The organism is Ectobacillus ponti (assembly GCF_024294785.1).
GTDB lineage: Bacteria > Bacillota > Bacilli > Bacillales > Bacillaceae_G > Ectobacillus > Ectobacillus ponti.
On sequence record NZ_JANCLT010000004.1, the window covers coordinates 127,683 to 149,988 of the forward strand.

General features: G+C 52.3%; 26 protein-coding genes. 25 read left to right on the plus strand and 1 reads right to left on the minus strand.

Annotated elements, in window-relative coordinates:
- Positions 1 to 54: 54 nt before the first annotated feature.
- The 15 genes from aroC (at position 55) to NK662_RS09490 (ending at position 13,421) form a co-directional block, all read left to right on the plus strand.
- Positions 55 to 1,227, plus strand: coding sequence for a chorismate synthase (gene aroC / locus NK662_RS09420; RefSeq protein ID WP_254758673.1), 1,173 nt, complete (start codon positions 55 to 57; stop codon positions 1,225 to 1,227).
- Positions 1,227 to 2,309 carry a 3-dehydroquinate synthase gene (gene aroB, locus NK662_RS09425; RefSeq protein WP_254758674.1) on the plus strand — a complete coding sequence of 361 codons (1,083 nt, stop codon included), beginning with the start codon at positions 1,227 to 1,229 and terminating at the stop codon, positions 2,307 to 2,309. Before aroC ends, aroB begins: the two co-directional genes overlap by 1 nt.
- Positions 2,306 to 2,671 carry a chorismate mutase gene (gene aroH, locus NK662_RS09430; protein ID WP_254758675.1) on the plus strand — a complete coding sequence of 122 codons (366 nt, stop codon included), beginning with the start codon at positions 2,306 to 2,308 and terminating at the stop codon, positions 2,669 to 2,671. Before aroB ends, aroH begins: the two co-directional genes overlap by 4 nt.
- 24 nt (positions 2,672 to 2,695) lie before the next feature.
- Positions 2,696 to 3,799 carry a histidinol-phosphate transaminase gene (gene hisC / locus NK662_RS09435; RefSeq protein WP_254758676.1) on the plus strand — a complete coding sequence of 368 codons (1,104 nt, stop codon included), beginning with the start codon at positions 2,696 to 2,698 and terminating at the stop codon, positions 3,797 to 3,799.
- The gene (locus NK662_RS09440) at positions 3,796 to 4,896 is read left to right on the plus strand and encodes a prephenate dehydrogenase (RefSeq protein WP_254758677.1); all 1,101 of its coding nucleotides are present in this window, start codon (positions 3,796 to 3,798) and stop codon (positions 4,894 to 4,896) included. Before hisC ends, NK662_RS09440 begins: the two co-directional genes overlap by 4 nt.
- A gap of 12 nt (positions 4,897 to 4,908) precedes the next feature.
- A complete protein-coding gene (aroA, locus tag NK662_RS09445) occupies positions 4,909 to 6,189 on the plus strand; it encodes a 3-phosphoshikimate 1-carboxyvinyltransferase (RefSeq protein ID WP_254758678.1) in 1,281 nt (426 codons plus the stop codon).
- Positions 6,190 to 6,447: 258 nt separating this feature from the next.
- Positions 6,448 to 7,707 carry a tetratricopeptide repeat protein gene (locus tag NK662_RS09450; RefSeq protein ID WP_254758679.1) on the plus strand — a complete coding sequence of 420 codons (1,260 nt, stop codon included), beginning with the start codon at positions 6,448 to 6,450 and terminating at the stop codon, positions 7,705 to 7,707.
- 75 nt (positions 7,708 to 7,782) lie between these two features.
- The gene (locus NK662_RS09455; protein WP_254758680.1) at positions 7,783 to 8,319 is read left to right on the plus strand and encodes a ReoY family proteolytic degradation factor; all 537 of its coding nucleotides are present in this window, start codon (positions 7,783 to 7,785) and stop codon (positions 8,317 to 8,319) included.
- Positions 8,320 to 8,491: 172 nt separating this feature from the next.
- Positions 8,492 to 8,950: a YpiF family protein gene (locus NK662_RS09460; RefSeq protein ID WP_254758681.1), complete on the plus strand. Its 459-nt coding sequence runs from the start codon at positions 8,492 to 8,494 to the stop codon at positions 8,948 to 8,950.
- Between the two features lie 141 nt (positions 8,951 to 9,091).
- Entirely contained in the window at positions 9,092 to 9,601 is a 510-nt protein-coding gene (locus tag NK662_RS09465; protein WP_254758682.1) for a QcrA and Rieske domain-containing protein, read from the plus strand.
- Positions 9,602 to 9,604: 3 nt separating this feature from the next.
- A complete protein-coding gene (gene qcrB, locus NK662_RS09470; RefSeq protein WP_254758683.1) occupies positions 9,605 to 10,279 on the plus strand; it encodes a menaquinol-cytochrome c reductase cytochrome b subunit in 675 nt (224 codons plus the stop codon).
- Positions 10,280 to 10,323: 44 nt separating this feature from the next.
- The gene (locus NK662_RS09475; RefSeq protein WP_254758684.1) at positions 10,324 to 11,097 is read left to right on the plus strand and encodes a menaquinol-cytochrome c reductase cytochrome b/c subunit; all 774 of its coding nucleotides are present in this window, start codon (positions 10,324 to 10,326) and stop codon (positions 11,095 to 11,097) included.
- A 150-nt stretch (positions 11,098 to 11,247) separates the two neighbouring features.
- Positions 11,248 to 11,838: a lipoprotein heptaprenylglyceryl N-acetyltransferase LhaT gene (gene lhaT / locus NK662_RS09480; RefSeq protein ID WP_254758685.1), complete on the plus strand. Its 591-nt coding sequence runs from the start codon at positions 11,248 to 11,250 to the stop codon at positions 11,836 to 11,838.
- 57 nt (positions 11,839 to 11,895) lie between these two features.
- The gene (gene ypjB, locus NK662_RS09485) at positions 11,896 to 12,669 is read left to right on the plus strand and encodes a sporulation protein YpjB (protein WP_254758686.1); all 774 of its coding nucleotides are present in this window, start codon (positions 11,896 to 11,898) and stop codon (positions 12,667 to 12,669) included.
- 71 nt (positions 12,670 to 12,740) lie between these two features.
- Positions 12,741 to 13,421: a zinc metallopeptidase gene (locus tag NK662_RS09490; RefSeq protein WP_254758687.1), complete on the plus strand. Its 681-nt coding sequence runs from the start codon at positions 12,741 to 12,743 to the stop codon at positions 13,419 to 13,421.
- A gap of 59 nt (positions 13,422 to 13,480) precedes the next feature.
- Here the strand turns inward: NK662_RS09490 and NK662_RS09495 are convergent, their stop codons facing one another.
- Positions 13,481 to 14,344, minus strand: a complete 864-nt coding sequence (locus tag NK662_RS09495) for a YitT family protein (RefSeq protein ID WP_438503610.1) — start codon at positions 14,342 to 14,344, stop codon at positions 13,481 to 13,483.
- A gap of 209 nt (positions 14,345 to 14,553) precedes the next feature.
- Between NK662_RS09495 and NK662_RS09500 the strand changes: the two genes are divergently transcribed.
- The 10 genes from NK662_RS09500 (at position 14,554) to panD (ending at position 22,268) form a co-directional block, all read left to right on the plus strand.
- Positions 14,554 to 14,898: a nucleotide pyrophosphohydrolase gene (locus tag NK662_RS09500; protein ID WP_254758689.1), complete on the plus strand. Its 345-nt coding sequence runs from the start codon at positions 14,554 to 14,556 to the stop codon at positions 14,896 to 14,898.
- Complete coding sequence (gene dapB, locus NK662_RS09505; RefSeq protein ID WP_254758690.1) at positions 14,895 to 15,695, plus strand: 4-hydroxy-tetrahydrodipicolinate reductase; 801 nt, start codon at positions 14,895 to 14,897, stop codon at positions 15,693 to 15,695. Before NK662_RS09500 ends, dapB begins: the two co-directional genes overlap by 4 nt.
- A gap of 26 nt (positions 15,696 to 15,721) precedes the next feature.
- Positions 15,722 to 15,907 carry a hypothetical protein gene (locus tag NK662_RS09510; protein WP_254758691.1) on the plus strand — a complete coding sequence of 62 codons (186 nt, stop codon included), beginning with the start codon at positions 15,722 to 15,724 and terminating at the stop codon, positions 15,905 to 15,907.
- Between the two features lie 94 nt (positions 15,908 to 16,001).
- Positions 16,002 to 16,694: a bacillithiol biosynthesis deacetylase BshB1 gene (gene bshB1, locus NK662_RS09515; protein ID WP_254758692.1), complete on the plus strand. Its 693-nt coding sequence runs from the start codon at positions 16,002 to 16,004 to the stop codon at positions 16,692 to 16,694.
- A complete protein-coding gene (gene bshA / locus NK662_RS09520; protein WP_254758693.1) occupies positions 16,691 to 17,836 on the plus strand; it encodes an N-acetyl-alpha-D-glucosaminyl L-malate synthase BshA in 1,146 nt (381 codons plus the stop codon). The genes bshB1 and bshA overlap by 4 nt, the downstream gene beginning before the upstream one ends.
- Positions 17,823 to 19,007 carry a CCA tRNA nucleotidyltransferase gene (locus tag NK662_RS09525; RefSeq protein ID WP_254758694.1) on the plus strand — a complete coding sequence of 395 codons (1,185 nt, stop codon included), beginning with the start codon at positions 17,823 to 17,825 and terminating at the stop codon, positions 19,005 to 19,007. The genes bshA and NK662_RS09525 overlap by 14 nt, the downstream gene beginning before the upstream one ends.
- Positions 18,992 to 19,969: a biotin--[acetyl-CoA-carboxylase] ligase gene (locus tag NK662_RS09530; protein WP_254758695.1), complete on the plus strand. Its 978-nt coding sequence runs from the start codon at positions 18,992 to 18,994 to the stop codon at positions 19,967 to 19,969. Before NK662_RS09525 ends, NK662_RS09530 begins: the two co-directional genes overlap by 16 nt.
- Before the next feature lie 218 nt (positions 19,970 to 20,187).
- Entirely contained in the window at positions 20,188 to 21,033 is an 846-nt protein-coding gene (panB, locus tag NK662_RS09535) for a 3-methyl-2-oxobutanoate hydroxymethyltransferase (protein ID WP_254758696.1), read from the plus strand.
- On the plus strand, positions 21,024 to 21,872 hold the full coding sequence (gene panC, locus NK662_RS09540) for a pantoate--beta-alanine ligase (protein WP_254758697.1): 849 nt from the start codon (positions 21,024 to 21,026) through the stop codon (positions 21,870 to 21,872). The genes panB and panC overlap by 10 nt, the downstream gene beginning before the upstream one ends.
- Before the next feature lie 12 nt (positions 21,873 to 21,884).
- A complete protein-coding gene (gene panD, locus NK662_RS09545; RefSeq protein WP_254758698.1) occupies positions 21,885 to 22,268 on the plus strand; it encodes an aspartate 1-decarboxylase in 384 nt (127 codons plus the stop codon).
- Positions 22,269 to 22,306 lie beyond the last annotated feature (38 nt).

Genomic DNA, 22,306 nt, shown 5'->3' on the forward strand with positions numbered 1-22,306 from the left:
TGTTGCGGGGATGTGTTATATTGATACATAAACAATGAATAGGGAGGGTTTCGTATGCGGTATTTGACAGCAGGAGAATCACATGGTCCGCAGTTGACAGTCATTCTTGAGGGTGTGCCGGCCGGGCTGCCGCTCACGGCTGAGCAAATTAACAGAGAGCTGGCACGCAGGCAAAAGGGCCATGGCCGCGGCCGGCGGATGCAGATTGAGAAAGATGAAGCGCAGATTACATCAGGTGTGCGTCATGGCTATACATTGGGTTCTCCGATTGCCCTGGCAGTGGAAAACCGTGACTTTACCCATTGGACAAAAATTATGGGGGCTGCACCATTGACAGAGGAAGACGCGGCGGAGGTAAAACGCCAGATCTCCCGTCCGCGCCCGGGCCATGCCGATTTGAATGGGGCCATCAAGTATGGGCACCGTGACATGCGGAATGTACTGGAACGCTCCTCCGCACGGGAAACAACAGTGCGTGTGGCTGCCGGAGCAGTTGCCAAACGTATTTTGGCTGAGCTTGGCATTCAGGTGGCCGGACATGTTACGGCCATCGGCGGCATAGAAGCGCGCCCCGCTTCCTATTCCTCCATTGAAGAGCTGCAGCGTGTAACAGAGGAATCACCAGTTCGATGCCTGGATGAGGAAGCTGCCTTGCAAATGATGAATGCCATAGATGAAGCAAAGAAGAACGGTGATTCCATCGGCGGCATCGTGGAAGTGGTTGTGGAAGGCATGCCTGTCGGCGTGGGCAGCTACGTGCATTACGACCGGAAGCTGGATGCCAAGCTGGCGGCAGCGGTCATGAGCATCAACGCCTTTAAAGGGGTGGAGATTGGGATTGGGTTTGAGGCAGCCCATAAGCCTGGGAGCTCTGTTCATGATGAAATTGTTTGGAGTGAACAGGAAGGCTATACGCGCCGTACAAACAATGCCGGCGGATTGGAAGGCGGCATGACCACCGGCATGCCAATCGTTGTTCGTGGTGTGATGAAGCCGATTCCGACGCTGTACAAGCCGCTTCAAAGTGTGGATATTGAGACGAAGGAAGCATTTCAGGCAAGCATTGAACGTTCCGACAGCTGCGCGGTGCCTGCCGCGAGTGTAGTGGCGGAGGCAGTTGTTGCCTGGGAGCTGGCCAATGCGGTTCTGGAGCAGTTTGGTTCTGACAGACTGGGGCTGCTGCAGGAAAATGTGGCGCGCCATCGTGACTATGCGAGGGAATTTTGATGGAAGTTGTACATATTGAAACGACGTCCAAACGTTACCCGCTGTATTTGGGAGAAGCTGTTCTGACAGAGCTTTCCTCTGTGCTTGCCGCTCTGAAGCCGGCTGTCTCCAAGGTGCTGATTATTTGTGATGAGACGGTGGCCGGACTGTTTTTGGAGCAGGTACAGGAATCTCTGCAGCAGGAGGCGCATGTCCATGTAGTTCCAAGCGGCGAACAGGAGAAATCCTTTGCCAACTACTATGCGGCCCAGACAAGCGCACTGGAAGCCGGGTTGGACCGGCGCTCTGTCATTATCGCGTTTGGCGGCGGCATGGTCGGCGACCTGGCCGGTTTTGTGGCAGCGACTTACATGCGCGGCATCCGCTTCATCCAGCTGCCGACAACATTGCTTGCCCATGACAGTGCCGTCGGCGGCAAGGTGGCCATCAATCATCCCCTCGGGAAAAATATGATCGGAGCGTTTCATCAGCCGGAGGCGGTGTTGTATCATACCCCGTTTCTGCGCACGCTGCCGGAAAAAGAGCTGCGCTCCGGCTATGCGGAAATGATGAAGCATGCGCTGATTTGGGACGCTGACTTTTATACATGGCTGCGGGATCAGGTGCGCATATTGTCTGACCTGCAGGGGGAAGTGCTGCAGACAGCCTTGAAGCGTGCCATTGGTGTAAAGGCTGCGGTGGTGGCGGAGGATGAGCATGAAACAGGCATCCGCGCCTATTTGAACTTTGGCCACACACTCGGGCATGCCTTGGAAACAGCTTGTGGCTACGGCAAGCTGACTCATGGCGATGCAGTCGCAGCCGGCATGCGCTTTGCGATTTTGCTGAGCGAGACGGTGTACGGAAAAAGTCTCGGCTATCAGGAGCTGTCGGATTGGTTTTTCTCCTACGGCTATCCGCCATGTCCGGCCCTCGATGCCGCAGAGCTGCTGCAACTGATGAAGAAGGATAAAAAGGCGGCGGGCGGCACCGTGCATATGGTGCTGATGCCGGAAATCGGCCGTGTGGAAACGATGTCGGTTTCTGATGAGCTGATTGTACAGGTGCTGCGACAATTTCAAGAGCAGGAGGGGTTGCGATGATACGGGCAATTCGCGGAGCGATTACAGTGGAAGAGAATGACAGGGAGCAAATGCTTGCGGCTGCAGAGCATCTCCTGCGCGACATGATGGAGCGGAACGGGGTGAAGCCGGCGCATATTGCATCTATTCTGATTTCCGCCACTTCTGACCTGAACGCCTGCTTCCCGGCAGCGGCATTACGGAACATCGAGGACTGCATGCATGTACCGATCATGTGCATGCAGGAAATGGATGTTTCCGGCGCTTTGGAAAAATGTCTGCGTGTGATGATGACTGTTGCCACAGACCTTGAGCAGCATGAGGTTCATCATGTATATTTAGAGAAAGCCATTCAGCTGAGACCAGATTTACAGACACATTAGACCATCGAGGCGAGGAGAAGAATCATGATTGTAAAAAAGCAGCTTTCCACTTTAAAAGCATATTCCCCGGGGAAAACAATTGATGAGGTGAAGCGCCAATACGGCTTGACGAAAATTGTGAAGCTGGCGTCCAATGAAAACCCGTTTGGCAGTTCGCCAAAGGTAGGCGAAGCATTGGCAGAGCTGCCGGGCAAGCTGGCATTGTATCCCGACGGCGCGGCTTACGCGCTGAGACAGAAAACAGCGGGCCACCTTGGCGTACAGCCGGAGCAGCTGTTGTTTGGCAGCGGTTTGGATGAGGTAATCCAAATGGTGAGCCGTGCGCTTCTGGAGAAAGGGACAAATGTTGTCATGGCGAAGCCAACCTTCTCACAGTACCGCCACCATGCCATCATTGAAAATGCAGAGCTCCGTGAAGTGCCATTGAAGGATGGCGTGCATGACTTGGAAGCTATGCTGGCACAGGTTGACGAGAATACGAGAATTGCCTGGATTTGCAATCCAAATAATCCGACAGGAACGTATGTAAGCAAGGAGGAAGTACAATCCTTTGCGGCACGCGTTCCGAAGACAACGCTTGTCATCGTAGATGAAGCGTACTTTGAATACGCATCCGCGCCGGACTATGCAAGTGCGCTTGAGCTTCTGCCGGACTATGAAAATCTGATGGTGATGCGTACCTTCTCCAAAGCATACGGCATCGCGGCGCTTCGTATGGGATATGCTGTTGCCCATGCAGATTTGATCGGGCAGCTTGAGGTTGCGCGTTTGCCGTTCAACACGTCAGCGGCAGCACAGGTGGCGGCTCTCGCAGCACTTGAGGATCAGCAGTTCCTGCAGAACTGCGTGGCAGCGAACCAGGAAGGCTTGCAGCAATACTATGATTTCTGTGAAAAGCACGGCCTGAAGTACTATCCTTCTCAAGGAAACTTCATTTTTATGGAAGTCGGCAAGCCGGGGGATGAAGTATTCCAGCAGCTGCTGCAAAAAGGATACATTGTTCGTTCGGGCGGTGGTCTCGGTCTGCCTGAAGGCATCCGTATTACAGTTGGATCCAAAGAAGAAAATGAGGAAATTATTGCAGTGCTGGAGCAGGTTGTGCAGGAGACAAAGGAGACGGCTTTGTGAAACGCACTGTCCTGCTTGTCGGCACAGGGCTGATCGGATGCTCCGTCGCGCTGGCAATCCGGCAGGAGCATGATGTCCATATTATTGGACACGATGTGAATGAGGAGCATTGCGGATTGGCGAAGTCTCTGGGGATCATTGATGAAAATGAAGTACCCTTGGAGGAGGCTGCGCAGCTGGCGGATTTCATTTTGCTGGCTGCGCCTGTCCAAGAGACGGAAGCATTGCTGCGGCGGTTCGCGGGTTGCACGTTGAAGGAGCATGTGATTATTACGGACGTGGGAAGCACGAAATCGCAAATTATGGAAGCTGCTGCCGGTTTGGCGGAGCAAGGAGCGACCTTTATTGGAGGGCACCCCATGGCGGGCTCGCATAAAACAGGGGCAGGCAGCGCCAAGGCACATCTGTTTGAGAATGCCTTCTATATTCTGACGCCTGCGCCGTACACAGCGCCGGAACGGGTGGGGCAGCTGCAGGATTGGCTGAAGGGGACAAAAGCGCGCTTTTTGGTTATGGATGCGGCGCAGCATGACTTCCTGACAGGTGTGGTGAGCCACTTCCCGCATCTGATTGCTGCGAGCCTCGTCCGGCACATGCACGGCTATTCGCAGCAGCATGAGCTGTTGACGGGACTGGCCGCCGGGGGATTCCGCGACATCACCCGCATTGCTTCAAGCAGCCCGCTTATGTGGCGGGACATTGTATCACACAACCAGGGCAATTTGTTGGAGCTGCTGGATGACTGGATGGAGGAAATGCAAGAGGTGCGCCGCCTCGTGGCTGAGGGAAGCCCGGATGAATTGTACGGCTATTTCCACGGAGCGAAGCAGTTTCGAGATTCGCTGCCAATCCGGACAAAGGGAGCCATCCCGTCCTTTTACGACTTGTATGTGGATGTGCTGGACCGCGCCGGGGTTATTTCCCACATCACCACGCTATTGGCGAAGGAAAATATCAGCATTACCAATATCCGGATCATTGAGGCGCGTGAGGATGTGTTCGGAGTCCTGCGCCTGAGCTTCCAGACAGAGGAAGACCGCCTGCAGGCAAAGCGCTGCCTGGAGCAGCATAGCTATGAAACATACATTACGATGTAGGGAGATTGAATAATGAAGCTGACGCGTGCTGAAAACGGGCTGCGCGGTACCATTCGTGTACCGGGCGACAAATCCATTTCGCATCGCGCCGTCATGTTCGGGGCGATTGCAGAGGGAACAACGACCATTTCGGGTTTTTTGCCGGGCGAGGATTGTTTAAGCACCATTTCTTGCTTCCGTAAACTCGGGGTGGAAATCCGCCAAGAAGGCGATTATGTGGAAGTACAGGGTACAGGCCTGCATGGCCTGCAGGAGCCGGACGAGGTCCTGGATGTCGGAAATTCCGGCACAACGATCCGCCTGATGCTCGGTGTATTGGCCAATACACCCTTTCACAGCTGTCTGATCGGCGACAAATCCATCGCCAAGCGGCCGATGAAGCGTGTCACGGTGCCGCTCAAGCAAATGGGCGCGCAGATTGATGGGCGTGAGGGCGGCCAGTATACGCCAATCAGCATTCGCGGCGGCAATGTAAAGGGTATGCACTATGTATCCCCCGTTGCCAGTGCCCAGGTGAAATCCGCTGTGCTGCTTGCCGGTCTTCAAGGGGACGGCGTCACGGCTGTAACAGAGCCGGAAAAGTCGCGCGACCATACGGAGCGTATGCTGCGGGCATTCGGCTGTGAGGTGCAGGTTGATGGTATGACAGTTTCTGTGCAAGGCGGCCAACAGCTGCATGCCACCCATATCGAGGTGCCGGGCGACATTTCTTCAGCGGCCTTTTTCCTGGTGGCTGGCGCAGTTGTGCCAAACAGCCGCATCAAGCTGCAAAAGGTTGGCTTGAATCCTACACGTACCGGCATCCTGGAAGTGCTGCAGCAGATGGGTGCCAGCATTACAATTGAAAATGTCCAAAATGAAGATTTCGAACCGTATGGCGATGTAACGGTGGAATACTCTTCGCTGCGCGGGGTGGAAATCGGCGGAGACGTAATTCCGCGTCTAATCGATGAAATCCCGATTTTGGCTCTGGCAGCTGCGCAGGCAGAGGGAACGACGGTGATTAAGGATGCGGCAGAGCTCAAGGTGAAGGAAACAAACCGGATTGATACAGTGGTGGATGAACTGAAAAAGCTTGGCGCGCATATTGAAGCGACGCCGGACGGCATGATCATTCATGGCCGGACACCGCTGCGTGGGGCGTCAGTGAGCAGCCACGGCGACCATCGGATCGGCATGATGCTCGGTATAGCAGCGTGCCTCGCAGATGGGGAAATGCTCATTGAGAACAGTGAGGCGGCAGCCGTATCGTATCCTACCTTCTTTGCAGAATTGCAGCGTTTACAGCAATAACCAAAATGGCTCCGTGCCGGACACGGAGCCATTTTGGTTATTGCTGTAAAATTTCATGTATCGAATTAAAAGTCTCAGTATCTCCCGGCTTGCCTTCTCATGCCAATCCTGCGTACAATAGGCATACACAAAGAAAGGCGGAAGCAGTCCGCGGAGCTTCCCTGGCTGCTGCAGCTGGATACAAAGAAAAGCGGAACCGGCTTTCAGGCGCCGTTCCGGCACATATTTTTTTGAATTGACGAAAAGGAGTTAAGCGGCATGAACCAATTAGAACAAGCTGTTCAATACATAGAACAAGGTGAAGTAGAGAAGGGGCTTGAGCTGCTGGAGGAGCGCGAGCAGGCCGGCACAGACGAAGAGAAATACTATGTGGCTTATTATTATCAAAGGCTCGGGCTCGTGGAGCGGGCGCTGCGCATCATGGAAGACTTGCACACTCTGTATCCCGATGAGATTGAGTTTCGGCTGCTGCTGGCAGAGCTGTATGTGGACGATGACCGGGAAGATGAGGCAATTGACCTGCTGAGCGAGGTGGCGGAGGATGAGGAAGGATACGTCCGCACCCTGTTGCTGTTGGCTGATTTATACCAAATGCAGGGATTGGAAGAAGTGGCGGAGAAGAAGCTATTGCAGGCGCAGCGTCTTCTTCCGGATGAACCGATTGTCTCCTTCGGGCTGGCGGAGCTCTACAGCAGCCGCGGTGATGATGCGAAGGCGGTGCCGTATTATAAGGCGCTGCTGGACGAGCACGATGAGATGGGCGGGGTAAACCTCTCCTTGCGCCTCGCAGAGTGTCTGAGCGCGCTTGGCAGCTGGGAAGAGGCAATTCCATACTATGAAGCGGGGCTGCAGGAGCAGGAGAATCTCCATTCCGTATTCGGCTACGGCTTCACACTCTACCAGGCGCAGCAGTATCAGCGTGCCATTCCGGTGTTTCAAAAGGTGCTGGAGCAGGATGAAATGTCCGCCGCCTATGTGTACTTGGCAGAGTGCTATGACCAGGAAGGGATGAAGCAGGAAAGCTATGCAACGTGGAAGCTGGCTCTGGAGCAGGATAAAATGTCCGCTGACCTTCATGTCCGCTTTGCGGAAGCCGCTGCCAAAGCGGGAGAGACGGCGGAGGCTCAGCAGGCGCTGCAGGAGGCGCTCGCTCTTGATCCGTCCCATTTGGAGGCGCTGCTGCAATATATCCATCTGCTGAAGGAAGACGCGGATTATGAGCGCGTTGTGGAACTTGTCGGATATGCTGCGGAACATGGAGAAGCGGACCCGCAGCTGATATGGGAGCTTGCTCATGCGAAAAGAGAGCTGGAGCAGTACTCAGAGGCATTAAAACATTATGAGGATGCATATACTTCTTTTAAGACGGATGCAGTCTTCTTGGAGGAGTACGGGCGCTTTTTGCTTGAGGAAGGGCTGCGCGCGCAAGCAAGAGAAGTCTTTACGCAGCTCCTGCAGCTGGACCCGACACAAACACACATTGAGGAACTGCTATATAATTTAGAGGATTTCGGGTAAACCGGAAGGAAATTCGACAGAGCTTCTTGAATGTTATAAAAAAAGAAAAGTAGGACAGAGGAGGGAGCCGGCGCGATGAATACTCCTGTTTCTGTAAATGAGAAGAAGGATTTTGTGAAGTGGTTTTTAAGCAACTACCAGCTTAAGCAGCGTGAGTGTGTATGGATTTTAAATTACTTGATGAGTCACGATCAATTGATGAAAAAGGTACATTTCGTTGAACATGCCAAGTATTGCCCGCGCGGCCTGGTGATGTCTGCAAGCTGCGTCAAGGATGCTCCGTTCCATTTTTACAAACAGAATGTGATGACGACCGATGCAGAGAAGTCCTTTCATGATATCCGATTGAACCGGGATGAAGATATCTACATCCAGCTGAACTTCAAATCTTCTTTTCAAAATGCAAATTACGTAGCGGTGCTGGAGGACAATCCATTCTTGCCAAAGAATATGGAAGTCAACGAAAAAGACCGTCTGCTTGCAGAGCGTTTCCTGGAGGAGAGTATTTATAACTTTCGTCGTGACCGCCTCATGCGTCTGATTGATGAAGCGCTGGATAAGGATGACCGCGGTGCCTTCGCACAGCTGACCAAGCAGTTAAAGCAATTGTAGGAAATGGCACCTTGTCTTATTTTTGACAAATTTATGTCGCGGCTGTGAAAGAAAACCCCTGCCAAGCAGGGGTTTTTCTTTTTTTTTCCTGCGGCTGTATGGTTTAATAAAAGAGGGAATATTGCAATATCTCGGGTGCATGCCCGCACCTGATGCAGGATGGGGGATTTGGATGGATTGGATTGTGAAAGATATACAGTTGTATGAACAAGCGAGGGAATATGTGGACACGGCTGTGGTTCCGCTTATTCCGGTATCGCTCGGGGCAGACGTCCAGAGCATAGTACAGAAGGGGGAGTATATTTCTGTACTGACAAGAGAACTGGAGCATGAGTATCGCGGCAGATTGCTGCGCTTGCCGGAATTCTCCTATATGACTGTCCATGCGGAAGCCGAGCAGCAGCGTCTGCGGGATTGGACTGACCACCTGCTGGAGAGCGGGATGCGCCATGTGGTGTATGTAACAAGCGATTATAGCTGGAAGGAAGCCGATCTGCCAAAAGGGACGCTGTTCTGGCTGCCGGCACTGCCGATTGAACAGCTCGACAGCAAGGCGAAACGGGAAGTCATCCACTCGCAAATTCGTGAAATGATGACAATTCTTACGAAAAAGTGGGAAAAGACAGAATAAAATGATAGTTTGTATGATTATGAGAAGTATGATATTGACCAATGCATTTTGTTATTATATCATGATAGTGTCCTAGTTTTTCTATTATTACTAATGTTATCCTAAAGGGGTACAACTCTGTATAGAGGGGGGAAATGTTTCATGAGCGAGAAAGAACATCGGGTATCAAGACGCCAGTTTCTGAACTATACCTTGACAGGTGTGGGCGGATTCATGGCGGCAGGCATTATCATGCCAATGGCGCGTTTTGCGCTGGATCCTGTTTTGAAAAAGGAAGCAGGAACTGATATGGTGGCCGTGACGCAAGTCAAGGACATCACAAATGAACCGAAGCGCTTTGACTTTAAGGTAAAGGTAGTAGACGGGTGGTATAAATCCGAAGAGACAAAGTCAGCTTGGGTATTTAAACATGAAAGCGGAGACATTATAGCGCTTTCGCCTGTTTGTAAGCACTTGGGATGCACAGTCAACTGGGGTGGTGACAAGGCGCATCCAAACCAATTCTATTGCCCGTGCCATGGAGGGCGCTACGACAAGGACGGCATTAACATCAAAGGCACACCGCCATTGGCGCCGCTTGATGTGTACCAGTCGCAGGTGAAGGACGGCACGCTGTATCTTGGCAAGGCAAAGCCGCATGGAGGTGCTTAATAGATGTTGAACAAAATTTATGATTGGGTCGACGAGCGGTTGGATATTACGCCGTTGTGGCGCGATATCGCTGACCATGAGGTGCCTGAGCACGTTAACCCGGCCCACCATTTCTCAGCATTTGTGTATTGCTTTGGCGGATTGACATTCTTTGTTACAGTCATTCAAATCTTGTCCGGCATGTTCTTGACAATGTACTATGTACCCGATATCAAGAATGCCTGGGAATCTGTGTACTATTTGCAAAATGACGTGGCGTACGGCCAAATTGTACGCGGCATGCACCACTGGGGCGCAAGTCTTGTCATCGTCATGATGTTCTTGCATACGCTTCGTGTATTCTTCCAGGGAGCATATAAGAAGCCGCGCGAGCTGAACTGGATCGTGGGCGTGCTTATTTTCTTCGTCATGCTCGGTCTTGGCTTTACAGGATACCTGCTGCCATGGGATATGAAAGCGCTGTTTGCGACAAAGGTAGGCTTGCAGATTGCGGAGCAGACGCCGTTGATCGGCAAACAGGTCAAAACGCTGCTGGCAGGCCACTCCGAAATCGTAGGGGCTCAAACATTGACGCGTTTCTTTGCTATTCACGTCTTCTTCTTGCCGGGGGCATTGATGGGCTTGATGGCTGCGCACTTCCTGATTATTCGTAAGCAGGGCATTTCCGGCCCGTTGTAAGATGCAAGAATGATAGATTGTACGGTATTTAAAGGAGGGAGATTATGCATCGCGGCAAAGGGATGAAATTCGTGGGAGATTCGCGCGTGCCGGCATTATCCATGCGCAAGCCGAATATTCCAAAAGACTATTCTGAATATCCGGGAAAGACGGAGGCATTTTGGCCGAACTTTCTGTTGAAGGAATGGATGGTAGGCTCAGTATTCTTGGTTGGATATCTTTGTTTGACAGTGGCGCATCCATCGCCGCTTGAGCGGATTGCCGATCCGACAGACACGGGCTACATACCGCTTCCAGACTGGTATTTCTTATTCTTGTATCAGCTGTTGAAGTATTCTTACGCATCAGGCCCATATACAACAATTGGCGCATTCATCATGCCGGGTTTGGCTTTCGGTTCATTGCTGCTGGCTCCGTTCCTGGACCGCGGTCCGGAACGCCGTCCAAAGAAACGTCCGGTCGCAGTCGGCTTTATGCTGCTGGCCTTGGCGGCAACGGTGTTCCTGACTTGGGAATCTGTTGCGCACCATGACTGGGAAGCTGCCAAGAAGCAAGGAGCCATTAAGAAAACTGTAGAGGTTGACAAAAATGCTGATGGCTATAAAGTGATGCAGGCCAACACTTGCTTGACTTGCCACGGTGATAATCTGCAGGGCGGCGCGGCTGCGCCACAGCTGCAAGGCTTGACGCTGAAGCCGGAAGAAATCGCAAAGATTGCGAAGGAAGGCAGAGGCAAAATGCCTGCCGGCGTCTTCAAGGGTACAGACGAAGAGCTGAAAAAGCTGTCTGAGTACATTGCTCAGTATAATAAGAAATAATGAAAAAAAGCGAAGGTTCTCCCTGGCAGTAAGCTGTCCGGAGAGGCTGGACAATAGGAAAGACCGGCTGCTGCTGCAGCCGGCTTTTTCTTTTCAGCCGGTGCGTATATAATGGAAAGGACTTATACATAGAAAGCTGAGGGAATCAGAGTGGCATTTTTATATCATTTTTTGCGCAGCCGCGGCGTGCTGTGGCTGCTGCTTATCGTAAATACGCTGGGCACTGTATATGGGTACATTTGGTATCAATATCAGCTTGTGGAGACAAAGCCGCAATTCCTCCTGTTTGTGCCGGACAGCCCGACGGCAAGCCTGTTTTTTATGTTTGTGCTGATTGCCTTTTTGCTGCGGAAAAACTGGGGGCTGTTTGAGGCACTGGCGCTGGTGACCTTGTACAAATACGGCATTTGGGCGGTTGTGATGAATGTGCTGCTGCTGCTGGCGGCAGGGACGCTTGATTGGACCGGCTATATGCTGATGGCTTCGCATGGTGCGATGGCCGTCCAAGGAATTTTATATGCGCCGTTCTATCGGATGAAGAGCTGGCATCTGGCCTTTGCTGCTGTATGGACACTGCACGATGTTGTGATTGATTATGTGTTTCGGCAGATGCCGCATTACGGGATTCTGGACCAGCTCTATCAGCCGATCGGGTACTTTACCTTCTGGCTCAGCATCAGCGCGATCGTGCTGGCCTACCTGCTCTGCCTCCATCCAAAACGGCGTACGATGAGCTTGTAAGGTCTATTCTTGTCCCAATCCTCATAGATTGTAGTAGAAGTTGTGGGGGGGACAGGAATGAAACGACTGATTCTACTGCTGATCATATTTTTGTTGTTCATGCCGCCTCGGGCGCATGCAAAGGATTGGAGCGAACTGGATGAACTGGTGGACCAGACCATTCAGCTCGTGAAGAACAAGGAGTGGAATAAAGCGGACGAGATTATGCGCTACTTCCCCACCGCATTTGCCGGCAGCAGCGCTGGTACGGCGCCTGAGCATGTACGTGTGATTTCTATGGCCTATGACAAAGCGGCTGCAGCCGTTCGGAATACGGAAGCAAGTCAGAAGGTGAAGGAGGATGAACTTCTGTCGCTGCGCCTCGTGCTGGATGCTGCGACATCAAAGTATCAGCCGCTCTGGCAATCGCGCCGTCAACAGGTGATGGAGGCCTTTGCGAAAATGGAGCAAGCGGCAAAGGATGGAAAGGACGACATGTTCCAGCTCGACTTGAATGTGTTTTTGTATGAAATGGAAATCGTCTATCCAAGCCTTGTGGTGGATTTGCGGAAGGAAGATCTGCAGCAGGTAAATGCGCACCTGTCTTATCTGGATGAGTATCGCGGCACGATGATGAAGAGCAAGGACAGCGGGCGGCAGCTGCGCATCATCCGGGATGACTTGGACAAAATGTTTCAAAATGCCGGCAAGGACGAGGCGGAGCCTTCCTTGGTCTGGATTATGATTACTACCGGCGGCATTATCATTTTTACATTAACTTATGTCGGTTGGAGAAAATACAAAGGTGAACAAGAAAGGAAAAAGCGCCCTCTGGAGTCCGAAAACGGGTGAGACACGTTTTCTTTGACAGCACTCCTAAAGATACATACAATACAAATACAACAGCTTTGTAGGAGGTTGCAATGCTCTATATCATCTACTTCATCATCATTCTCGTTATCCCGCTGTACGCACAGGCGCGGGTACGCAGTGCCTACAGCAAGTATTCACAGGTATACTCCACATCCGGGATGACCGGAGCGCAGGTGGCGCGCCGCATTTTGGATGCCAATGGCCTTTATGATGTGGCAGTGGAAGAAACACCGGGACATTTATCTGACCATTATGACCCGCGTTCCCGGACTGTCCGTTTGTCTACCAGTAATTATTACGGCCAATCTGTAGCCGGAACAGCGGTCGCAGCTCATGAAGTAGGCCATGCAATCCAGCATGCAAAGGACTACAGCTTCCTTCGCTTCCGCCATGCGCTTGTTCCGGTGGCGAGCTTCGGTTCGAATTTATCCTGGGTCTTCGTTATGATTGGGATTTTCGCGCAGCTTTCCAACATGCTGCTGCTTGGCATTGTGCTGATGGCGGCGGGGGTGCTGTTCCAAATCATCACCCTGCCGGTGGAGTTTGATGCTTCCGGCCGGGCAATGAAGCAGATTGCCGGACTTGGCATTGTGGACCATGCAGAAGAGCGTGATGCCCGCAGAGTGCTGAATGCAGCGGCGCTCACGTATGTTGCTGCAGCGGCGGTAGCGGTATTTGAGCTTTTGCGTCTTGTGCTGATTTATACAGGCATGCAGCGCAGTGATGACTGAGGAGCCTGAACAGAAAAAGCGATCTGGCATATCCAGATCGCTTTTTTGTGTGTGGTGTTCTAGGTATGGAGCGGGTTTTTGTTTTCGTCGAGCGTGAAGCCTTCACCGATCACATCATGCACATCGCTGACCGCAACAAAGGCGTGCGGGTCGATGGAGGTAATGATGGATTTCAGCTTCACAATTTCGTTGCGGGCAACCACACAATACAGAACATTTCGCTCTACCTTTGTATAGGTGCCCATCGCCCGCAGATATGTGGCACCCCTGTCCATTTCGGAGAGGATTTTGGCGGCAATTTCCTCATTCCGTTCCGAAATGATGGTAGCGCCCTTGGCGGCATAAGCCCCTTCCTGCATGAAATCAATGACTCTTGCGCCGATAAACACAGCCACCAGTGTATACATGCCTTGCCGGTAGGAGAGGTATGTGATGATAGAAATGACAATTACCACCGCATCGAACAGAAACATCGTTTTTCCCATGCTCCAGCCGGCATACTTATGGGCCAGCCGGGCGATAATGTCCACGCCGCCTGTGGTTCCCCCGTACCGGAAGATAATGCCAAGTCCGACACCGATGAATACACCGGCAAACAGAGCAGCCAGAGTCATGTCCTTTTTCAGGTCCAGGTGTATATTGAATATGTCGTAGCGCTGGAACAACCAGAGAAACACGGATACGCTGACTGTCCCGATAATGGTGTACAGGAAGGTTGTGCGCCCAAGCATCTTCCATCCGACAAAAAAGAGCGGGATGTTCAGCACCAGATTTGTATAGGATGGATCCAGATTGAAAACAAAGTACAACAGCAGCGTGATGCCGGTGAATCCGCCTTCGGCCAGTTGATTGGCAATATTGATGTTGACAATGCCGAAGGAGAAAATGGCTGCGCCAAATAAGATATATAGAATATTTTGCATGCGTATGTGTGCGAGCATCGAATTCCCCCTTGTTCCATAATCCAACAACTTATTATAGTGTATACGTCCATCTTTGGCAAACATTGTAAAAATATGCAGAATTCTGTCGTGTCTATAGATTATGCATATCTCCCCCAAAATAAATATCGTTAAAGTTTGTCAACTTCTGCAGAATTGGCTAACATAGGAACAGAAGGAGTGGAAGCAAGATGGAACGCAAAACCATGCACGAAATGCAGCAGGAAGTGGACGCGTATATCGGCCAATTTAAAGAAGGGTACTTCAGTCCGTTGGCAATGATGGCCCGCCTGACAGAGGAACTGGGCGAACTTGCGCGCGAAATCAACCACTATTATGGCGAGAAACCGAAAAAAACAACCGAGAAAGAGAAAAAGATAGATGAGGAGCTTGGCGATGTATTATTTGTCATGATTTGCTTGGCAAATAGCTTGAACATTGACTTGGAACAGGCTCATAATATGGTGATGCATAAATTTAATACGCGTGACAAAGACAGATGGACACGTATCGATGAGGGAGAGACAAAGGAATGAAGACAATTGCAGTTGTACTGGCAGGACCGCGCGGCCGGATGGGGCAGGAGGCGCTGCGCCTTATTGAAAGAACACCAAATCTGCAGCTGGTTGGCGCCGTGGACCGTGTCAACGGCGGCAAGCGCATTGCAGATATTGCCGGATTGCCGGCTCTGGACGCTCCTGTCTATGAGGATCTGGCACAATGCCTGCAGGAAGTGCAGGCGGATGTGCTGCTGGATTTGACGACACCGGAGATTGGCAAGAAGCATGTACATATCGCCATGCAGCACGGCGTCCGTTCTGTCATTGGCACAACCGGCTTTACGGAAGCTGAACTGCAAGACTTGACGCATACTGCCAAAGAACGCGGCATTGGCACCATTATCGCTCCGAATTTCGCAGTGGGGGCGGTGCTCATGATGAAGTTTGCCCAAATGGCTGCCAAGTATTTTCAGGATGTGGAGGTCATTGAACTGCATCATGACCAAAAGCTCGATGCCCCGTCTGGGACGGCCATGAAGACAGTAGACCTGATCCGCACGGCCCGTACACCAAAGCAGCAGGGGCATCCAAATGAGACAGAGACGTGGACAGGCGCGCGCGGCGCCAATGTGGACGGCATCCATGTGCATAGTGTGCGGCTGCCAGGATTGGTTGCTCATCAGGAGGTGCTGTTTGGCGGGGATGGCCAAATGCTTACCATTCGCCATGATTCCTTTAACCGTGCATCCTTTATGTCAGGCGTAAAGCTGGCTATTGAAACGGTGATGCAACTGGATACACTTGTGTACGGCTTAGAAAATATTATGGACTGATACATCGCAGAGGAAGTTAGCTTTGCTTGCACGCAAGGATCAGCGGCAGAGCATGGATGATTCACGGCCGGCACAACCGGCCTCTGTATGATGGGAAAACCGGACTCACGGTCACCCGCTGCCAGTCGGGAGCGCTTGTCATGATGGTTGCGAAGCATGAGTTCCGCAATCCTCTCACAACGCAGCTTCATAAGCCTGCAGTCCATGAGTGACGTGTATGCCTGTCATCGGCGGCAAGTATGGCGGGTGCACACGCACTGGAGCGTGGTCACCTGAACTATTGAAAAAAGTAAAGAGGGAACGAGCATGAAGGAATTAGATGTACTGGCATTTGGCGCGCATGCAGATGATGTGGAAATCGGCATGGCGGGCACTATCGCCAAGCTTACAAAGCAGGGATACCGTGTGGGGATTTGTGATCTCACAGAGGCCGAGCTTTCCTCAAACGGAACAGTGTCCCTGCGCAAAGAGGAGGCTGCCGAGGCAGCCTCTATTCTTGGCGCTGCAGTGAGATTGAACCTGGGCATTCCAGATCGCGGATTGAGAGTGGAGGAAGCCTATATTCAGCGTATTACGGAAGCAATTCGGGCGTATCGGCCGAAGTTGGTGTTTGCGCCTTATTATGAGGACCGCCATCCGGATCATGGTCAATGTGCCCGTTTGGTGGATGAAGCTGTGTTTTCGGCCGGCATTCGGAAATATATGCCCCATTTGGAAGCGCATCGGGTTGGGCGAACGTACTACTATATGATTAACGATTTCCACCGTCCTTCCTTCTGCATAGACACTTCCGCGGAAATGGAGACGAAAATTGCGTCCTTGCAGGCGTATCGCAGCCAGTTTACGAAAGGAGACGGTGTCAGTACACCATTGACAGAAGGGTATGTCGAAGCGGTGACAGCCAGAGAAAAGCTGCTTGGCAAAGAAATGGGCACGATGTATGCGGAGGGATTCCTGAGCAAAAAACCGCTGCTGCTGGATATAGGAGGTATATTATGAAGCTGAAAATCGGTATTACCTGTTATCCATCCGTGGGCGGGTCCGGCGTGGTCGGGACAGAGCTTGGCAAGCTGCTGGCAGAACGAGGGCACGAAATCCACTTTATTACGTCGAGTGTTCCTTTTCGCCTGAATAAGTTTTATCCGAACATTTTCTTCCATGAGGTGCAAGTGAACGAGTATTCGGTGTTTCAATATCCGCCGTATGATTTGGCTCTTGCCAGCAAAATTGCGGAGGTGGCGGAGCGGGAGCAGCTTGATTTGATTCACGTGCACTATGCCATGCCGCATGCCGTATGCGGATACTTGGCGAAGCAGATGACGGGCGGCCGTCTGAAGGTCGTAACGACTCTCCATGGAACGGATATTACGATTTTGGGCTACGATGCTTCCATGAAGAATTTAATTCGCTTCAGCATCGAACAGTCAGATGTCGTGACGGCCGTGTCGCATTCCCTTGTCGAGCAAACGCATGAGCTCATTCAGCCGGATAAGGACATCCGAACGGTATACAATTTTATTGATGAGCGGGTGTACCGGAAGCGCGATATGAACCATCTGCGCCGGGAATACGAGATTGCGCCGGAGGAGAAAGTGCTCATCCATGTGTCCAACTTCCGAAAAGTAAAGCGTGTGCAGGATGTCATCAAGGCTTTTGCGCTGGTGCAGCAACAGGTTCCCGCAAAGCTGCTGCTTGTGGGAGACGGACCGGAGCAGTATGCCATGACGGATCTTGTAAAGCAGCTTGGTCTGGAGGAGAAGGTGTTGTTTGTCGGCAAGCAGGAGAACGTGGAGGATTTGCTGTCAATGAGTGATTTGCTCCTGCTGCTCTCTGAGAAGGAAAGCTTCGGCCTAGTGCTGCTGGAAGCGATGTCTTGCGGCATTCCGTGCATTGGCACAGATATTGGCGGCATTCCCGAAGTGATTCAGGACGGGGAGAATGGCTACATTTGCGCTCTTGGCGATATTGAAGCTGTGGCGGATCGGGCGGCGGCACTATTGCAGGATGACGTTCTGTATCACGAAATGTGCCAGAAAGCACTTCAGGCGGCGTCAGAGCGGTTTGGCTCCGCTCATATCGTCTCGCAGTATGAACAAATCTACCGTGATGTATTGGGGATGAGCCGGCATGGAGCAGTTTAAGCAGGCGGCCCGCATTTTACGCACCCTGCGTGAGAACGGGTTTGAAGCATATTTTGTCGGCGGAAGTGTCCGGGACTATTTGCTGCAGCGTCCAATTGGCGATATTGATATTGCCACGGCAGCCCTGCCTGAGGAGGTCATGCGCCTCTTTCCGAAGCATGTGCCGGTGGGCTTGCAGCATGGGACTGTTGTCGTCCTGCAAGAGGGCATACCGTATGAGGTAACCACCTTCCGTACCGAAGCCGGCTATGAGGATTTTCGGCGCCCGAGTGAGGTTGTGTTTGTCCGATCGCTTACAGAGGATCTGAAGCGCCGCGATTTCACAATGAATGCGATTGCTATGCGGGAGGATGGAACCATCGTGGATCCATTCTGCGGCCGGCAGGCACTGGAACGGCGGCTGATTGAAACGGTAGGGCAGGCAGACGAACGGTTTCAAGAGGATGCCCTGCGCATGATGCGCGGCATCCGCTTTGTCAGCACACTGGACTTCACGCTCTGTCCGCGTACAGAGACAGCCATTCGGACACATCGGCATTTGCTGCAGCACATCGCAGTGGAGCGGATGGCTGTGGAGTTTACGAAGCTGCTGCTTGGACCGGCCGTATCGCAAGCCCTGCAGCTGCTCGTTCAGACAAAACTGCATGAGCACCTTCCTCTTCTGGAGCAGAAAGGGGAGGAGCTGCTGGAGGCTGCCGGGCATAATTGGGCCGGTATACAGACGGAAACGGAAGCATGGGCATTGATCATTTGGATGGCGAAGGCGGACGCGGAGGATGTGTGCAGGCAGTGGAAGCTGCCCAATCGGAGGCTGAAGGAGATTCTGGAGGTGTTGCGGGTACTGCAGCAACGCCTGAATCAGCCATTATCCGCGTACCTGCTGTATCAGGCCGGGGAGGAGACGGCCATGATGGCAGAGCGCCTGCTTGCTGCTGTAAAGGGAACGGCGCCTGATGCGGAGAGCATCCGCCGACTGTACAAGCAGCTCCCGATGCATTCGCGGCAGGACATGCAGGTGACGGGACGGGACATTTTGTCCTGGTCAGACAAGCCTGCCGGGCCTTGGGTGGCTGATTGCCTCGCGGCGGCAGAACGGGAGATTGTCAGCGGGAGTTTGGTGAATGAGAAAGAACGGATTAAGGGGTGGCTGAAGCAATGCAATCTTCTATAAGACAACAGCTTCTTGAAGTATTTTCCGAAGCTGACGGGGAATTTGTGTCAGGACAAACCATCAGTGAAAAATTAGGATGCTCCCGCACAGCGATTTGGAAGCATATGGAGGATTTGCGCCGGGAGGGCTATGAACTCGAGGCGGTGCGGCGCCTTGGGTACCGCATTGCCAAAAAGCCGGACAAGGTGACCAACAATGAAATCAGCCTGGGCCTGCAAACAGAAGTGATCGGGCGTCACATTCATTATGAGGAAACGGTGGATTCGACTCAAAAAATTGCAGCACGCTTGGCCTTTGAGGGGGCACCTGAGGGAACGGTTGTTGTGGCAGAGGAGCAGACAGCCGGCCGCGGCCGGCTGAGCCGAATATGGCACTCGCCGAAAGGAACCGGGGTTTGGATGAGCATCATTCTGCGTCCGGCTATCCCCGTGCAGCAGGCGCCGCAGCTTACCCTGCTGGCAGCTGTAAGCGTGGCCCAGGCAATTGAACAGGTAACAGGCTTGTCGGTCGGCATCAAATGGCCAAACGACATTTTAATTGGAGGCAAAAAGGCAGTCGGCATTTTAACAGAGCTGCAGGCTGATCCGGACCAGGTCAACGCGGTGATTATCGGCATCGGCGTGAATGTCAATCAGCAGCGGGAGCATTTTGCCGAGGAAATCTTGCCAATCGCGACCTCACTGGCAATAGAAGCAGGTACAGCATTCCCGCGGGCAAGCCTCATGCAGGCTGTATTTCTGCAGCTGGAGAAGCTGTACAAGGAGTACTTGACGAACGGCTTCGGCATTATTAAACTGCTGTGGGAAAGCTATGCCATCAGCATCGGCAGAGAAATTACCGCACGTACAGTCACAAGCACAATTGTGGGCACGGCCAAGGGCATTACCGAAGAGGGCGTCCTGCTGCTTGAGGACCGGGATGGCCGCATACATGCCATCCATTCTGCTGATATTGAAATTTAAACTAGGAAATAATTGCAGCAGTTTGGTATAATGAACGAGAGAAAGGGCAGTATCTTGTCGAACTGCACCCGTTATACACAGTATTCAAAAATGGGTTCTGCCTGGATCCAATGGACCGGGACAGAGGGATGAAGCAGCTGATACAATCCTTCTTTCCTATGGAGAGAAGGATTTTTACTGTCGTCATCTCCTCTAGCCGGCAAAGAAGGAGGAGACATATGAAGAATACGAAGGATTTCCTGCAGATGAAGCAAAACGGCGAGGCAATCGTGATGGTGACGGCTTATGACTATCCGTCGGGACGGTTGGCCGAGCAAGCCGGCGTAGATATGATTCTTGTCGGTGACTCCCTTGGTATGGTGGTGCTTGGCTATGACTCCACAATTCCGGTGACTGTGGAGGATATGATCCATCATACAAAAGCGGTGCTCCGCGGCGCGAAAGACACGTTCATTGTGACAGACATGCCGTTCATGTCCTATCACGTGTCAAAAGAGGACACGATGCAAAATGCCCGGCGCATCATGCAGGAAGCAGGCGCGCATGCCTTGAAGGTGGAAGGGGCGGATGAAGTGCTTGAAACTATCCGTCTGCTGACGCATGCCGGTGTGCCTGTAGTGGCGCATCTTGGCCTCACACCGCAATCTGTAGGCGTACTTGGCGGCTATAAGGTGCAAGGAAAGGACGCGGAAAGCGCCCGTAAGCTGTTGGCGGATGCGAAGGCCTGCGAGGAGGCCGGTGCTGTTGCTCTCGTGCTGGAATGCGTACCGAAGCAGCTGGGGGCGGAGATTTCTGCCATGCTGCAGATTCCGACAATCGGCATTGGTGCGGGCAGTAAAACAGATGGCCAAGTGCTTGTATACCATGACATTATTACCTATGGCGTCGGCCGTGTGCCGAAGTTTGTGAAATCCTATGCGGCAGTACAAGATGAAATTGTCAGAGGCATCATCCAGTACCGGGATGAGGTAAAGGCAAGGCAATTCCCGGACGATGCGCACTCCTTCACCATGAAGGAGGAAGAGCTGACGGCTTTATATGGGGGACAGATGACATGCAAATAATCTCAAGCATTCAAGAGATCCAGCAGCGCATGCTGCAGCTGCGGGCGGAAGGAAAAACAATTGGCTTTGTGCCGACGATGGGCTTTCTTCATGAAGGCCATATGACCTTGCTGCAGCAGGCCAGACAAGAAAACGATATTGTTGTGCTCAGTGTGTTTGTCAATCCGCTGCAGTTCGGCCCAAATGAGGATTTTGACCGGTATCCGCGGGATATTGAGCGGGATGAGCAGCTTGCCCGTGAAACAGGTGCAGATTACCTGTTCTATCCAAGCACGGAAGAGATGTATCCGGCACCGATGACAACAAAGGTGACGGTCACATCGCGCACCGATGTGCTTTGCGGGGCAAAGCGCCCCGGCCATTTTGACGGTGTGGCGGCTGTTTTGCTGAAGCTGTTCAACATTGTCATGCCGCACCGCGCCTATTTCGGCTTGAAGGACGCCCAGCAGGTGGCAGTTGTGCAGGGTGTCATTTCCGATTATAATATTCCTGTCACGCTCGTGCCTGTTGCCACGGTTCGGGAAGCTGACGGTTTAGCGAAGAGTTCCCGCAATGTCTACCTGTCTGAACGCGAGCGTGCGCAGGCCCCGGCGATTTACCAGGGGCTTCAGCTTGCCCGTCAGGCGGCAGAGCAAGGGGAACGCTGTCCGGAAGCGTTGACGGCACTGGTGCGAGATCATATCGTGTCCCATACTGAAGGGGAAATGGATTATATACAGCTATATTCCTATCCGGAATTGGAGTCTGTCAGCGAGCTGGCCGGTACGTTTATCATTGCGGTGGCCGTGAAGTTTGCCAGGGCAAGGCTCATTGACAATATTATTTTAACGGTTGAATAAGGGGGAGCAGCCATGTTTCGCACAATGATGAGAGCAAAATTGCATCGTGCTACAGTAACCGAAGCAAATTTAAACTACGTGGGCAGCATTACGATTGACGAGGACCTGATGGATGCCGTTGGTTTGGCGGAAAATGAGAAGGTGCAGATCGTCAATAATAACAATGGCGCACGGTTTGAAACATATGTCATTACAGGAGCGCGGGGGAGCAAGGTGATTTGCCTGAACGGTGCAGCTGCCCGTCTCGTACAGCCTGGAGATAAAGTAATTATTATCTGTTATGGACTTGTCCCGGATGAAGGGGTGGCATCGCATGAGCCGCGTATCGCTGTCCTGGATGAAGAAAACAATATCGTGGAGATGCTTGGCCGCGAGCCGGCAGCAACCATTTTGTAAGAAAAATCCCCATGGCAGCATGGGGATTTTTGGTCTGT